This window comes from Aliivibrio sp. S4MY1 (assembly GCF_028765545.1).
Taxonomy (GTDB): Bacteria; Pseudomonadota; Gammaproteobacteria; order Enterobacterales; family Vibrionaceae; genus Aliivibrio.
In genome coordinates this window covers 39,431-54,475 of record NZ_JARACP010000022.1, presented here as the reverse complement: position 1 = coordinate 54,475, position 15,045 = coordinate 39,431, and the positions used below count along the sequence as shown (strand labels likewise).

Genomic DNA, 15,045 nt, shown 5'->3' with positions numbered 1-15,045 from the left:
GCTTGAATCACGTTTTAATTCAAATATCGCTAAAATGAGTCATAACTTCATTGTCATGTGACATTAAGGCAGACCCTAATGTCACTATATAAAAGCGACATAGTTTAAAAGATAGGTTATAGAGTAATTATCGTGTATCACAGTTTTTATTTTATTATTCAATTATGATTGTTATCAACATAGTGATATTGGTTGGTTAAGAATGAAAATAATAAAAATCCTCCGTAAGAGGAAATTACAGAAAGAACAAAGGGAGGAATTAAAAAGTAAAATGGATTTTGCGATTACACAGCAACCCAATAATCCAAAAAAAGATGTAATGATTTGAGCATTAATTTAACACACTGTTGGTAGAGTTGATTTTACATTATTGGGAGGTGTTTATGCTTATAGACACAATAGCTAGAGTTAATGAACTTCGACAAAAAGCTCTTTCTGAACCTATTTTTTTACAGTCAGCTATTGAGCATGAAAAAGTAATTCAAAATATGAAAGTGATGACTGTTTTTGATAAAAAAAGGAAATCATTAGCTGATATTTATGGTGGTTCTTCAGAAGGTTTTGATGAATAACCATGATTTTGCTGTTATCTGTAATTAAGTATTGTAAAGGTCGCCAATAGGCATAATGCCGATCAGTTAAGAAATTTTTGAGATCATTTGACCGATCCTCAAAATGCTTCAAAATCCGATATTAGGAAACTAATATAGGATTTTTTATGTCTTTAGAAAACCAACTTGCGAGTACTTTTCGATCATGTAATACCTTTCATCACTTTGATAGATATTCTGAGATTCTTAGCCCTGAGTTGATTCAGCAAGGCTTCGAACAAGCCGGTGTAGCAACAGTTAGAAGGAGGTGATTACCTTTGGAAGCTGTACTTTGGTCCGTTGTAGGTATGAGCCTTTTCCGACAGCAATCTGTTTGGGATATCGCTAATCAACTCGATATTGTCCTTCCAGACAAACAACGCTTTGTTGTACAAGTGCTATTGTTCAAGCGAGACAGAGACTAGGCGAAGAAGGCGTAAAGTAAGTATTTAAGAAGATGGCAGCGCATAGCTATCAATCTTCTAACTTCGAAACTTGGTGTGGACTAAATCTTTTATTTGTCGATGGTGTTTTTTGGCGAGCGCAAGATACTTCTGAAAACCATCAAGAATTTAAAGCACAACGTAATAATTCATCTGAGAATATTTACCCTAAAATACGCATGGTTTGCTTGATGGAGCTTACGAGTCATCAGCTAATCGATAGTGCATTCTCTGATTATCGAACCAGCGAAATGCGGCTTGAAGAAGAGCTAATTGAACAAACTCCAGATCATTCGCTTACTATTTTTGACAAAGGATATTACTCCCTAGGGCTACTTAACTGCTGGAACAAAGTAGGCCAAGAAAGGCATTGGATGCTCCCTGTGAGAAAAGACTTCCAATATGAAATCGTATCATAAATACAGCCAGAGTGACGCTATCGTTGCTATCAAAACAACTCCTCAGGCCAGAAAGAAGTTCAGTGACCTCCCTGAGGTAATCGAAGCAAGGTTAGTATCGAAAATGATTAAAGGGAAGAAGTATCAGGTGCTTACATCAATGCGCGATGGGTTGCGCTTCCCTGGTGAAGACATCGCAGAGCTCTATCGCTATCGTTGGGAAATTGAATTAGGCTATCGTGAAATGAAGCAAACCTTGCTTGATAACGAATATACATTACGAAGTAAGCGGCCTGATATGGTCAGGCAGGAACTGTGGGGCATTTTGCTAGCTTACAACCTTATAAGGCAGGTTATGACAAAGGCTGCGAGTAAATTAGATAGCGTCTGGCCAAATCAATTAAGCTTTACGAGTAGTGTCATTGCTGTGACTCAATACTTTGCAGCTTTGCCTTTAAGGAGTCCAGGGAAAGTACCTAAACACTATGAAGTATTACTACAACAGATATCCATGTTTATCCTACCACCTCGAAGAGAAGATAGAAGTTATCCTCGTTGGGTGAAACTGAAACCCAAGAAATATGCAATAAATAGAAAAAATGCCAGCCAGCTTAACTGACTGGCATTACACGGTTTTAGCCCTTATTTTTACTGTCTAAAATGTTTTGATATATCAGACAGTTAACCCCTTAACGTACATAATCGTTCCATTGGACTACAACCCCTTTATCTAACGAAATGCCATTTACAGAAGCATTTGGAGACTTCTCTGTTGATTGGGACGGTCTAGAAAGTTTATGTATAGCAGTGACTTATAATAAACATAACAAAAGTAATGCAGGCTCTTTAGGTATTAGATATTTCATATCATCTAAGAAATTATCAGCAGAAGAGTTTGGTAAATTATGCCGAGGCCATTGGGGTGTAGAAAGTATGCATTGGTGGTTGGATAGCGTAATGAAAGAAGACGATAGCAAGATAATGTATCAGCATGCGGCAGAGAATTTATCTAGGATCCGCCAGATGTGTATGAACTTCATAAAATTGGTGGATTTAAAAGGAACGTTAAAGAAACGGCAGTTGAAATGTGCACTTAATACAGACTTTAGAGAGATGGTATTATTTGGCATTTAGCTATAATTTAACATTTTAATAACTCATGCGTGAGCCCTGTTGGAGCCCTTAGTTTTATAGACGTTCGCTTAACTGACTGGCATTACCTAAATTGGCGACTTTTTTCTTGTTCGTGATCACATTTTAATTCAAATGTAGCTAAAATGAGTCATAACTTCATTGTCATGTGACATTAAGGGATACCCTTATGCGGTAATTACTTTTGTTAAAATATCGTTATTAGAAATCTACAAGAGGGTGTCATATGGCTAGAAGGCAGATCCTTTCGTTATCTGAAAGAGAATCACTATTGGCATTATCTGGCGATGATTTAATGCTAACTCGAATCGCGTATTTAAGTGATCATGATTTAACTCTTATTAATGTTCATCGTAAACCCGCTAACAGGTTTGGTTTTGCTGTGCTTCTTTGCTATATGAAAAATCTCGGTTTTGTTCCAGATAAAAAAAACAAGCCTTCTGACGAATTACTCAAACATATTGGTGATAGGTTAAAATTAGCGTCAGATCTTTGGTTAACTTACGTTTCTGGTAGAGATGTGACTCGGCGTGAGCATTTAATTGAACTATACCGCTACCTTGGTCTAAAAACGTTCACAAGTAAGATACAGAATGAGAGTGTGAAACACCTGACGCCAATGGCAACGCGCACAGACAAAGGAATTCTCTTAGCGGAAGAGTTATTAGATCATCTCCGAAAGAATAGTGTAATTATTCCGTCCTTAGATGTAGTGGAACGCACTTGTGCTGAAGCTATGGCTCGCGGTGATAAAATCGTTTTTCAAACTCTGAATTCCCCGTTAACTTCCGCCCATAGAGATGCCTTTGATCGTCTATTGGAATCTGAAGATAACCGCCCATCAAGGCTTACATGGCTTTTGCAGCCTCCGGGTAAAATCAATGGAAAGAACGTACTCCAACATCTCGATCGACTGAGCAGTATTGAAGATCTAACATTACCGGAAGGTATAGACCGTAGCATTCACCAGAACCGGTTACTTAAACTCGCACGGGAAGGTAGAAAAATGAGCAGTCGAGATTTGACTCGATTTTCAGCGAGTCGGCGCTATGCGGTTTTTGGTGTGTGTGATAGAAGAAGCAAGAGCTACATTGATTGATGAAGTTATTGAGCTGCATGAGCGAATGTTGAACAGTATCTTCAGTAAAGCAAAAAAAACACAAGCCGAACGTCTTCAGCAGACGGGAAAACAGATCCAATCAAAATTAAAGCAATATATTGATATCGGGCAAGCACTTTCTGAAGCTCGTAATTCAGGTGATGACCCGTGGAATGCAATTGAAAACATTCTCCCATGATCTGAATTTGTCGCAAGTTTAGAGGAAACACGACATCTAGCAAAAAAGAATAACTTTGACCATCTTCATATCATCACTGAAAAATACAGTGCATTACGAAAATATGCACCTCGGATGTTGTCTTGTTTGCAATTAATAGCGACACCTACTGCGCAACCTCTGGCTGATGCGCTGGGTGTGATCAAAGACATGTACCATAAGCAGTTACGTAAAGTTCCTACAACAGCACCACTAGACTTTGTACCTGAAAGTTGGAAAAAAATGGTAGTAACTCCTTCGGGTATTGACCGGCAGTATTATGAGTTTTGTGCGCTCTGTGAACTGAAGGGGACATTACGTTCCGGAGATATCTGGGTAAAAGGTTCACGACGTTATAAAAATTTTGATGATTATCTTATTCCTAAAAAAGACTTTGATAAATTAGTCCCCCTCGTTACCACTGCCTGTACCTGTGGATTTTCATGAATATATTACCAGTCGCATGGCCCTGCTTCAGTCAAAACTTGAACATGTCAATGCCATGGCCACACGTGGTGAGTTACCTGATGTAGATATTTCTGATAAAGGCGTGAAAATCACACCGTTAGATAACTGCGTTCCGGCTCAAGTATCCCCTCTGGCAGATCTGATACACAAAATGTTGCCACGTCCTAAAATTACGGAAATACTAGATGAGGTGAATAGTTGGACTGCTTTTACTCGCCATTTCACACATATAAAAAATGAAACTACCCGTCCTGACCCCCGTCTTCTTCTAACCACTATTCTTGCTGATGGGATCAATCTTGGCATAACAAAAATGGCAGAAGCTTGTCCAGGAAGCACTAAATCGTCACTCGAAGATATTCAGGCGTGGTATATACGCGATGAAACTTACGCAGCTGCTTTAGCTGAGCTAGTAAATGCACAAGGGAAGAGGTCATTAGCGGCATTTTGGGGAGATGGAACTACATCATCATCTGATGGGCAGAATTTCAAAACTGGTAATGCAGGTCGTTATACTGGGCAGATAAACCCTAAATATGGGCAGGATCCCGGACTTCAGTTTTATACACATATATCCGATCAATACAGTCCATTTTATACTTGTATTATCAGCAGGGTTAGAGATTCAACCCATGTACTCGACGGGTTGTTGTACCACGAAAGCGACTTAGAAATTAGAGAGCATTACACTGATACAGCGGGCTTTACTGATCATATTTTTGGGCTGATGCATCTGCTGGGGTTTGCATTTTGTCCACGCATAAGAGATCTTCATGACAAGAAACTGTTTATCAAAGGAAAAGCGAGTCAATATCCGGCGTTACATTCATTGATATCCTCAACAAGCTTGAACCTAAAAGAAATTGAAATTCATTGGAATGAGATTTTGCGTCTAGCAACTTCAATAAAACAGGGCACAGTAACTGCGTCGTTAATGATAAAAAAATTAGCCAGCTATCCTAAACAGAATGGGCTTGCGAAGGCTCTGAGGGAAATAGGTCGTATTGAGAGGACATTATTTATGCTTGACTGGTTCTGCGATCCAAAATTACGTCGGAGGGTACATGTAGGATTAAATAAAGGAGAAGCACGCAACGCACTAGCGCGCGCAGTATTCATGCATCGATTGGGAGAAATAAGAGACCGAAAACCGGAAAATCAAAGTTATCGAGCCAGTGGATTGACATTTCTAACAGCAGCAATCTCATTGTGGAATACCGTGTATATGGAAAGAGCCGTTGAATCCCTAAAACGCAAGGGGATGAAAATCAATGAACAATTGCTATCTCATTTGTCTCCATTAGGCTGGGAACATATAAATTTGACAGGTGATTATATCTGGAAAAGTAACCGAATACCGGCTTCAGGTAAGTATCGTCGATTGAGGCCAGCTAAAATCGGAAAGTACAAATAATAGCCTTAACGTACAATAATTTTCGATATCCAAACTGACCCCTTTAACAGATAGTTAGTTTTTTAAACTAAATGTAAATTATTGGCGTGAATTTTGCTTACTGATTACTATTAACTTCCCAATGGATATTTTTAAATGAATCTATCAATCAAAGTAAGATTGTACTTGCTTGCAATCTTTCCAATTGTTTTAACATCCGTGTTAATCATGGCAATAACTTATAAAGAAACGAAAGCACTTAACCAAGCTCAAATGGATATGACTCGTTCGCAAATGATGAAAATGAAGCGAACAGAACAGAACTTAAATCGTATATGGATATAATCTCGTCAGAGCTTACATTCCTTTTTAAAAAAGAAAGTAATGAATCTGATATATATGAATTACTAGCATCTGTAAAATTCAATGATAATGGCTATTTGTTCGGACTGAAATCTAATGGTATAAGGACTTTTCATCCCATACATCATAATCGTGTTGGTGAGAATATTTGGGATAAAAAAGATGTGAAAGGGAGCTATTATATTCAAGATATGATTTCTGCTGCAAAAAATGGTTTAGGATACACCTCGTATTTTGCAATAAAACCAAATACAAAGATTCAGCTAGAAAAGCTGAGTTATAGTATATATGTGCCTCAATTTGACTTAATCGTAGGTACTGGTTTTTATACTGATGATATTGATGCAGTGCTGAACGATATGAAAATACTAAGTGATGAAAAATTATATCAAAGTATGAGGACTATTATACTCTTTACTTTGATAGTTGTAGTAGTTGTTGCGGTGTTTGGCTTTGTTATAAATCGAAGCATTATCTCTCCTATTCGATTGTTTGATAAATCTATTCGTTCATTTGCCTCTGGAGATGCAGATTTAACGGCAAGAATGCCCGATTTTACTGTCCCAGAATTTAATCAATTAAGTAAAAACTTTAATCTATTTGTAGGCTCACTTCATAACATCATCAGTAATGTGTCAGTGGTTAGTCAAGATGTTATGGCAGAAACGATAAGTATGTCAGAACGTTCAGAGAAGGTTAATACTGTTGTCATGAATCAACGTTCAGAAACGGATCAGATAGCAACAGCAATGACGGAGTTAACCGCATCCTCTCATGAAATTTCATTGAATGCAGAGCAAGCAGCTAGCTCTGCTCAAGATGCAGATAATAACGCTCAGGTAGCGATGAGAACGGTTAATGAAGCCTCGGAGTCAGTGAAAACATTAGCGTCGGAATTAGATGAAGCAAGCAATGTTATCTCTAAATTAGAAGAGGATGTTCAAAATATAGCGAGCTCATTATCTGTTATCCAAGGAATTGCAGAGCAAACTAATCTACTTGCATTAAATGCTGCCATTGAAGCAGCAAGGGCTGGAGAGCAAGGCAGAGGTTTTGCTGTGGTTGCAGATGAAGTCCGTAAATTAGCAAGCAGCACTCAAGACAGTACAGCTCAAATTCATCAACGTATTGAAGCGTTGAAATCTGGCTCAGACTCTGCGGTACAGGTGATGGCGGCAAGTAAAAACTTTAGTTTATTGACAGTGAATAAAGCAGAAGCGGCTTCAGAAGCGCTGAATGAAATATTAGTTTCGGTGAATACAATAACTGAAATGAATTTGTTAATAGCGACAGCGACACAAGAGCAGAGCCTTGTTGGTCAAGAGATCTCAGAGCGCATCGTTTCGATTTCAGATCAAAGCTCTGAGTCAGCAGAATTAGCTGAGGATAATAGAGCTGGTGGAGTTTTACTTAATAAGAAAGCGAATGCACTTGTAGATATTGTGGATCGATTCACATTGTAATATTTAAAATAAATATAGAACAACGTAAAGGCCGCTAAATTTGAAGTGGCCTTTTTTTCTTTGCTCATGCTCACGTTTTAATTCAAATTTCGCTAAAATGAGTCATAACTTCATTTTCATGTGACATTAAGGCAGCTCTCTTCTTATCTTTATATGACAAAATCCCCTTTTTTTTAGTAAGGAGATCTCAACTGATATTAACTAATTCATCCAGAATAATCATTAAACTTTATTATATGTTATGTCTATTTTTGAGTTGGCTGATTCGCTTTCGCTCCATTTCGAGTTATGGTTTGATTTGATAAATAGTAAGTATAGGAATAGTGTATGTTGCTATCTATATAAAATAATTGGTGTTTTTTATGAATTTTGGACGTAATGAATATGCGTTGCTGTACCGAACTGCGACTAATGTTTTTGAATCTAGCTTCAAGTACATAAATGAAACGGATGAAAGTTATTATTTCATGAATGTTGCTGCGATTAAATTTTTGAAGCACTTGAACACAACAGAAATGTTGGCTACCACTGAGTTGAACTTGAACCATGTTGACGGTGGGTTTACTTATTACGATACGTCAAGTGTTATAGTGCTATTGCGTACCTCATATGAGAACTTGGTGGCAATTGCCTATCACTACTTTGATGGTGATTTAGATAAAGATAAGCTTGATTGGTATATGTTGCTTGGCTATAAAAATAGAGCCAAAAACGAAATTAAGAGTAGAACTCCTGAGCTTGAAGCGAAAATTATAAGTGAGCAAAAGAAAATGGATGAACTATCCGCACGTTTGGATAGTGTTAATTTTAAGCGACCAAAGAAAAATGATTGGAAGCCTAGCCCTTGGTTTAAGTTAGGGCAAGAACTTGGGATCCCTGCTTTCGTTTGCAATATGTACTCGTATTGGTCTTCACATACGCACACTGGTTTTGATTCACTCTTGCAAGTTAATGTAGCGCATAGATCTCACCCTTCAAAAGAGATTGAACGTAATTATATTAACTATTTATTTATGTGCAGTGTTTTAGCTTACTTCATCGAGGGTTATGTAGGTATTCTGAAGAAATTGAATTACCCTAAAATTGATGACTTTGAACTGGATTTTGTTTATCAGTTATCTGAGTTTAACCTTTTTCAAGATTAGTTTTAGTTACTACTTTGTAATTAATTAACTCACTATGATATAAAATGGGATAAACTAACTTCTTCTACCCGTGGCAGCAAATTTTTTTGATTCTGAGGCGTTAGAACATGGGTGCTTGTGGCATGCACCCTAATGTCATCTATTTGTTGATTGAGCTATTTAATAATGTCTTTAAGTGAAGAACGACAAGTTTCTTTATCTTCATCAGTTAAATCTTTATAGGCAATTTTAAGATCGTTAATCAAAATGTATAAAGATTCAGGGATCCTCATTTGACGTGTTGGCTCTTCTTTTTTCCTTCCTGCGTTTAGGCGTGCACCGCCATGTCGAGAAGTCAGAAAATAATATTTCAAATTATCAGCAATTGGATTTATTGATTGATAAAGAATGTCCATTTCATCGTGAATTTTCGTACTTAAAGAATACGGAATAACATCAAAATCTTCTTTGCTCGTTGCTAATTCATCATATAAATCATTCAGTTCAATAGCGTAACCATGTAAAAATTCAATGGTTTCATTAATATAAATATCTTTTTCAGCTGATTTGATTTTAATCAAGAAAATTTTGTAATATCCATTTAACAGACCAAGTAGATATGGAAAGTCCTTACATTTATCGTCTGGTATGTCTTTATTCATTTCAGAGATAAAATTCTGCGCAGAATCATACATATCATCATTTTCAGACATATATAGCTTAGATAATATGTCATAATAAGTTTTTTCATAATACAACCTATCAGTCAAATCACTATCAGTTAAAATGTGTTCAAACGTGGTAATGTTCTTCTCATACACATTTATATAATGCTTATAAAAATCAATTGAAAATTCCATAATTAACCCCTTTATTTATATGAGTCGATTATACCTTACAATCTTGATTGTTGCACCATAATTCATATTTAAACTAATATACATACAGTCAATATGTATATTGCATTTGGTCATTATATCTATTAATTAACAAACAGGGCGGGGTAAGCCCCCCTTGCCAGTAAAACTTTCCATATTATGTGGTCTTATATGTGTAGTAATTGCCGCTTGTATAGCTAATCACTACATATTATTACCCTTCCCAACAAGCAGAACTGTGAGCTCTATTTTTTCACATACCCACAATCAGCTCACGAGAGTTGGTTTAAGTCTCTTACCGCCTCATGTGGATATGTAAAAAAGTACATCGTTATCTTTGAGTATGATTTGTCTGCTGCGAAATGAGCGAGTGCATAAAGAGCAATTTAGATAATCGCTTATTAGATTGAATGTTGATATGATACTGGTGGGTGTTTGAGACGTATCTGTGTCAAACGCTTGGATTTATCCATTTTGTTGGGCTCAGATATAGAAAAACCCCGTTAATATTAATCAACGAGGTCTATCCATGTTTCTGAACAATTCAATGGTAGCCTCTTTTAACCAAGGAGGCAAATTTTGCCGAAAAAAAATATGATGGTCGTCTTTGGCGGCTTTTTTATGCTGATGTTGATTGCAGTGTGTGTGTCTAGGAATGATCTTTGTTCTTTAGATGCGTCTCTGTTTTCAATGTTTGAATTATCGGTTAAGTTTGCCTACGAAGTGAAGGAGTAACCGATAGTTAGGGGCGTTCGCGTCCCTAACTTTCTGGTTGTTTTGATTCAAGTCTCTTACACCCCTAGCTTTTGCTAGTTACGCTTTTATAGCGGCCCACACCAACTGTAATTAAGAAATGTGTATGCATTTCTGCAACGACATCATTAGCGCTTAGAGCGCGTTTCACATTTGCCAATTCAATTGGCAGATGCCCGTTGAATTGGTTTACCTCATTTTTACCAATTTAACGAAAGGAAACGTCCTTATGAAGACGCACACCAAATCTAAACCTGATTTTTACCAACAAATCACCAATCAAATTATTGAAGCACTTGAGTCTGGAGTAAAACCTTGGGTTTGCCCTTGGAATAAAACAGAGCAATCAGGAATACCGTCTAATGCAAGTACGGGCGCATTGTATAACGGCATGAACATCATGTTGTTATGGATGAGCGCGACGATGCAGGGCTTTTCCTCTTCTTCTTGGATGACCTTCAAGCAAGCAAAGGAAAAGGGCGGGCAAGTTCGCAAAGGGGAAAAAGGCACTCATATCTTTTTTTACAATATGATTGAAAAAAAAGAAAAGGGCTCTGATGAAGTAGAACGCTATGCCATGTTAAAAACGTATACTGTTTTTAATCTTGACCAAATCGATGGTTTGCCTGATTCAATGAGAAGTCACGTTGTGACGGCTTCTGAACCAAGCACGATTTGTTCGCTAGAGCATGTAGAGCACTTCCTTAATGCAACAGGGGCGAGTATCGTTTATAACGGTCAACGCGCTTTCTATCGACTATCTACGGATGAGATAGTCATTCCTGATATGAGCCGTTTTTCTTCAACAGAAGATCTTTATGCGACCACGCTTCATGAGCTGACGCATTGGACGGGACATAAAACTCGATTAGAGCGTAAAAACAATAATGTGTTTGGCTCTAAAGACTATGCGTTTGAAGAGTTAATCGCCGAATTGGGAAGTGTTTTTCTCATGGCTGATTTGGGAATTGTAGGTGAGGTTCAACACGAATCTTATATCGCTAATTGGTTGACGGCATTGAAAGATGACAAACGTTATATTTTCAAAGCAGCCAGTCAAGCAAGTAAAGCGCATCAATTTTTACGAGATCTAGTTGACCATCATAATACTGATAAAGCCGCATGATGATGTCACTATCACTAAACTGACCCATAAGATTGTATCTTATGGGTTTTTTATTGCCTAAATTTTGTGGGTTGAATATAATAGAAGGGCAGCACAGCGCGTGTTGCAGTCTTTGGACGAGGCGTCACTCATAATTTGAGTGGCATACTAGCCCTCAGACTATGATTGATAACTCAGTTTATCAATCCACCAATCATAAAAGGTGACATTATGCTCACTCAATCAATTGTTCCTGTTAAGGAGCGTTTCGCGTTTTTACCATCAATCACAAAACACTTTTTGAGTTTTGAATCGGTGCTGTTTTCATTAGCTGAAAGGTTCTCAGAGGATTATCAAGGGGCTTATTGGCAATTTGTATCACTGAGTAATGGCGGAAAATTCATGTACCCTGAGATTGAACCGTCGGTTCGAGCGATTAATTCGTTCAATTATACCGATGTGACGTTGAGCTCAGAAGCTTATGGGATATGTATTACGTTAATGGCGCTAGGTCATTTTAATGCATTGGCTCATGATCGGGGTGATGAACAAGAAAACGAACGTTTGTACGCGCTTTATCACCAATTACGAGATCATGCGTTAGAGCATAAAGAATCAGATTATATTCTGGAATTTATCGATTAACGTAAACCACCAATTTTACGGCCATAGGAAGCATTCCTATGGGGTGTTTCTGTTTATTTTTAGGAGAAACACAGAATGACGATATTATCTATTTCAGAAGAGATCCAACAGGATGTTTATTGCTCTCATTGTGATACGCATGACGGTGAGATCTGCAACAATTACGACACTGGCATGGCGAGTTTTGATTGTCATTGTTGTGGTTTATCTGCTGAGTATCCATTGTGAAATATCACTAAATTGACCCACAGGATTGTATCTTGTGGGTTTTTTATTTGCCAAATTTGAAGTGAAAAAAAGTGAGGCTCAAAATCCGAGATGAGACTCACTGAATACGATAATTATCGCTAAACAACAACCAATAATAGGTTGCAGTAAGATGAGTGTTTAGTTTATGTCATGTTGTTGTGTTCTTTTTACTTATTTGCTTTCTTTATGGAAAGCGTATCACGGTAGCGGGTTGTGATTTTTGGGCACAAAAAAAGCCACACCCGTTAGGGCATGGCTAATTTGCTATTTGAAACAATTTATTTATATAGGGGTATAAATAAAATAATACAAAGGTTTTTGTATGGAGTTATACATACCCTTTGATAGTAGTGAAGATTTAAAGACGTGTCACTTCTTTTTCTCTAATTATAATTCCCCTTTATCTCTGTCTGGTTTGCCGTCTTTGTCAAAGAAACGAACCTTACAGGTCGGAAAACCAGTACATCCCCACCAGAACGATCCTTCTTTCTTCGCGGGCTTTCTTGCAAGCGGCTTTCCACATTGCTTACAAAATTCACTAGCACTGATCACACCAAACTTTTCAGCATTGGATGGCCCCTCTTTTTTCTTAGGTTTTGGATCAAAATCAGGCTTACCCTTTTTATCTTGAAACGCGGTTTTACAATCAGGGTAGCGATTACACGCATGGAATATTCCATTCTTTCCTTTACGCTTAGTGATGCTGCCTTTTTGACAGGTTGGACAGGTGATTTTATCCGCTACCGTGATGGCCACGCCGTTCTCTTTTACAAATTGAACTTGAGTTTCAAGATAACAATCGATGTAGCTAACGAACGTTTTTGTATCGAGTTCGCCTTTTTTGATGCTGGCTTGGTAATCGGCCCAAAGTGCCGAGGTATCAGGAGTGATAATTTCATCTGGCAATAACGCACAGAACTCTTGACCTGCCGTGGTCGTTTTATAGACTTTTTCTTTGTAACCTTTTTCACTGACAACACTCACTAAGTGGGTGTTGCTTTCTATTTTTGCCAAAATAGAAGCGCGGGTGGCTTCGGTGCCAATTGACCCCGACTCTGATTTATTGTCTTTGTCCTTTTCTTCTAACGCTTTTCTTAGCTCAGGACTGGAGACGTATTTTGCAGCACGGCTCATAGCTGCTAATAGCGTTGATTCTGTGAAGTATTTTAGAGGCTGAGTTTTTTTCTTATCGATGGTGACAAGCTCACAGTGGCCTTCATCCCCTTGCTTTAACAATGCCAAATCAAAGGCGTTATCATTGGGCTCATCGTTGTATTCACCTTGATAAAGCACTTCCCAGCCTTGCTTATCAATGGTGGATTGGGTTGCCGCAAATTCTTGCTCACCGCAGCCAATCATGGCTTTTACTTTGTCACGCACAGAATCAGGGTAGAATAGAGCAATGAAACTTGTGGCCACCAAGTGATACACGTTGCTTTCTTTTTCCGTCAGAGTGCAACTGCTGCCATTTTTTTCTGTTGGAATAATCGCATGATGGGCGGTGATGTTTTTACTGTTGAACGCTTTGTGTTTCGCTCCAAGGTTTGCCCCATCAATGTTTTTTACCAAGGTTGAGCTTGTGCCGGCAATAGCCGCGAGAATGTCAGAGGCTTTATTCAAATGCTCGTCAGATAAGTAACGACAATCTGAGCGCGGGTAGGTTAATAGCTTATGCGTTTCATACAGCTTTTGAACGATGTCTAACGTTTCAGTGGCTTTGTATCCCCATTTTTTAGCACAGGTTTGTTGAAGCTTGGATAAGTTGAAAGGCAATGGTGCCGCTTTGTTTTCTTTTCTATTTTCAATAGAAAGAATACGAGCTGGTTTTTGATCACACACTTCTTTGATGAGCGCAGCGTCCAACTCAGAAATTAAACGATTTTTTTCATCCAATTCACTGGTGTCGGCATTGGGAATTAACCTGGCATTCACTGTTTTTCCAGCAATAGAAAAATGACCGTTGAGAAGATAATAAAATGACTCTGTGTGGTTTAAGTTAGCAAGGGTTCGCTGATTGATTAACCCATAGACGGCGCTTTGTACTCTACCCACATTAAGCACGTTCTCACAGCCTTTCTCACGCGCTTTAAGGGTGTAAGCACGTGTTAGGTTGTAGCCAAACAATTGATCGCCAATAGAGCGAGCTAACGCGCTTTGAGTTTGATGTTGAAACTCACTGTTTGGGCGCATAGAGGCGAGGGCTTCTTTCACGGGATTTTCATTTAAGTCGGCAATCAATAAACGTTCAACAGGTTTGGTGTTATTCACGTGCGTTAGAATTTCATCAACCAGTAAACAACCTTCATCGTCGGGATCGCCCGCATGAACTAAGGTGTCGGCTTCTTTGATGAGTTTTGAAATGACATTGAATTGCACTTGGCTTTTTTGAATGACTTTCAGTTTTGGTGGAAAGGTGGCTTTAATGGGTAAATCATCCAGCGACCATTTTTTGAATTTTGGATCATAGTCTTCTGGATCGAATAATTCGAGCATATGGCCATAACACCATGTGATCTTGTCATTGCCATGTTGGTAGTAACCGGCTTTTTTTTCTGAGGCGTTAGGCTTTCCGCCAAGACCAATAACAATGGCTTCGGCTAAACTTGGTTTTTCTGCAATAAATACGCGCATGTGACGCTCCTATAAAATAAAAAGCCCTTAAACTTTTTTAGAAAGTAAGGGCGGTATTTGTTGAGGAAGAATGA

The 15,045-nt window shown here is 38.2% G+C and carries 11 protein-coding genes and 2 pseudogenes; 11 read left to right on the top strand and 2 right to left on the bottom strand.

All coding sequences use genetic code 11. The features are described 5' to 3' along the window. Positions 1–383: 383 nt before the first annotated feature. The 8 genes and pseudogenes from PVK71_RS18285 (at position 384) to PVK71_RS18260 (ending at position 8,731) form a co-directional block, all read left to right on the top strand. The gene (locus PVK71_RS18285; protein ID WP_274420530.1) at positions 384–572 is read left to right on the top strand and encodes a hypothetical protein; all 189 of its coding nucleotides are present in this window, start codon (positions 384–386) and stop codon (positions 570–572) included. Between the two features lie 326 nt (positions 573–898). After that, positions 899–1,015: a hypothetical protein gene (locus tag PVK71_RS20550; protein WP_443111735.1), complete on the top strand. Its 117-nt coding sequence runs from the start codon at positions 899–901 to the stop codon at positions 1,013–1,015. Between the two features lie 32 nt (positions 1,016–1,047). Next, on the top strand, positions 1,048–1,452 hold the full coding sequence (locus PVK71_RS20545) for a transposase (protein ID WP_443111734.1): 405 nt from the start codon (positions 1,048–1,050) through the stop codon (positions 1,450–1,452). Further along, on the top strand, positions 1,436–2,050 hold the full coding sequence (locus PVK71_RS20540) for a transposase (RefSeq protein WP_443111733.1): 615 nt from the start codon (positions 1,436–1,438) through the stop codon (positions 2,048–2,050). Before PVK71_RS20545 ends, PVK71_RS20540 begins: the two co-directional genes overlap by 17 nt. 119 nt (positions 2,051–2,169) lie before the next feature. Next, the gene (locus tag PVK71_RS18275; RefSeq protein ID WP_274420529.1) at positions 2,170–2,565 is read left to right on the top strand and encodes an ISAs1 family transposase; all 396 of its coding nucleotides are present in this window, start codon (positions 2,170–2,172) and stop codon (positions 2,563–2,565) included. Between the two features lie 244 nt (positions 2,566–2,809). Next, a pseudogene (locus PVK71_RS18270) lies at positions 2,810–5,781 on the top strand (Tn3 family transposase). 135 nt (positions 5,782–5,916) lie between these two features. After that, positions 5,917–7,586: pseudogene (locus PVK71_RS18265) on the top strand (methyl-accepting chemotaxis protein). Positions 7,587–7,948: 362 nt separating this feature from the next. Further along, the gene (locus tag PVK71_RS18260) at positions 7,949–8,731 is read left to right on the top strand and encodes a DUF5677 domain-containing protein (protein ID WP_274420528.1); all 783 of its coding nucleotides are present in this window, start codon (positions 7,949–7,951) and stop codon (positions 8,729–8,731) included. 155 nt (positions 8,732–8,886) lie between these two features. On the opposite strand, the gene PVK71_RS18255 is transcribed toward PVK71_RS18260, so the two are convergent. Further along, complete coding sequence (locus PVK71_RS18255) at positions 8,887–9,570, bottom strand: hypothetical protein (RefSeq protein ID WP_274420527.1); 684 nt, start codon at positions 9,568–9,570, stop codon at positions 8,887–8,889. Positions 9,571–10,570: 1,000 nt separating this feature from the next. Here PVK71_RS18255 and PVK71_RS18250 point away from each other — a divergent pair. The 3 genes from PVK71_RS18250 to PVK71_RS18240 all read left to right on the top strand — a co-directional run bounded on the left by PVK71_RS18250 (position 10,571) and on the right by PVK71_RS18240 (position 12,319). Further along, complete coding sequence (locus PVK71_RS18250) at positions 10,571–11,467, top strand: ArdC family protein (RefSeq protein ID WP_274420526.1); 897 nt, start codon at positions 10,571–10,573, stop codon at positions 11,465–11,467. Positions 11,468–11,677: 210 nt separating this feature from the next. Beyond that, entirely contained in the window at positions 11,678–12,091 is a 414-nt protein-coding gene (locus PVK71_RS18245; protein WP_274420525.1) for an antirestriction protein, read from the top strand. Positions 12,092–12,166: 75 nt separating this feature from the next. Next, positions 12,167–12,319 (top strand): hypothetical protein, encoded by a 153-nt coding sequence (locus PVK71_RS18240; protein ID WP_186809493.1) that lies wholly within the window; start codon positions 12,167–12,169, stop codon positions 12,317–12,319. Between the two features lie 408 nt (positions 12,320–12,727). Here PVK71_RS18240 and topB read toward each other — a convergent pair whose 3' ends face one another. Continuing rightward, positions 12,728–14,971 carry a DNA topoisomerase III gene (gene topB, locus PVK71_RS18235; protein ID WP_274420524.1) on the bottom strand — a complete coding sequence of 748 codons (2,244 nt, stop codon included), beginning with the start codon at positions 14,969–14,971 and terminating at the stop codon, positions 12,728–12,730. Between the last annotated feature and the right edge of the window lie 74 nt (positions 14,972–15,045).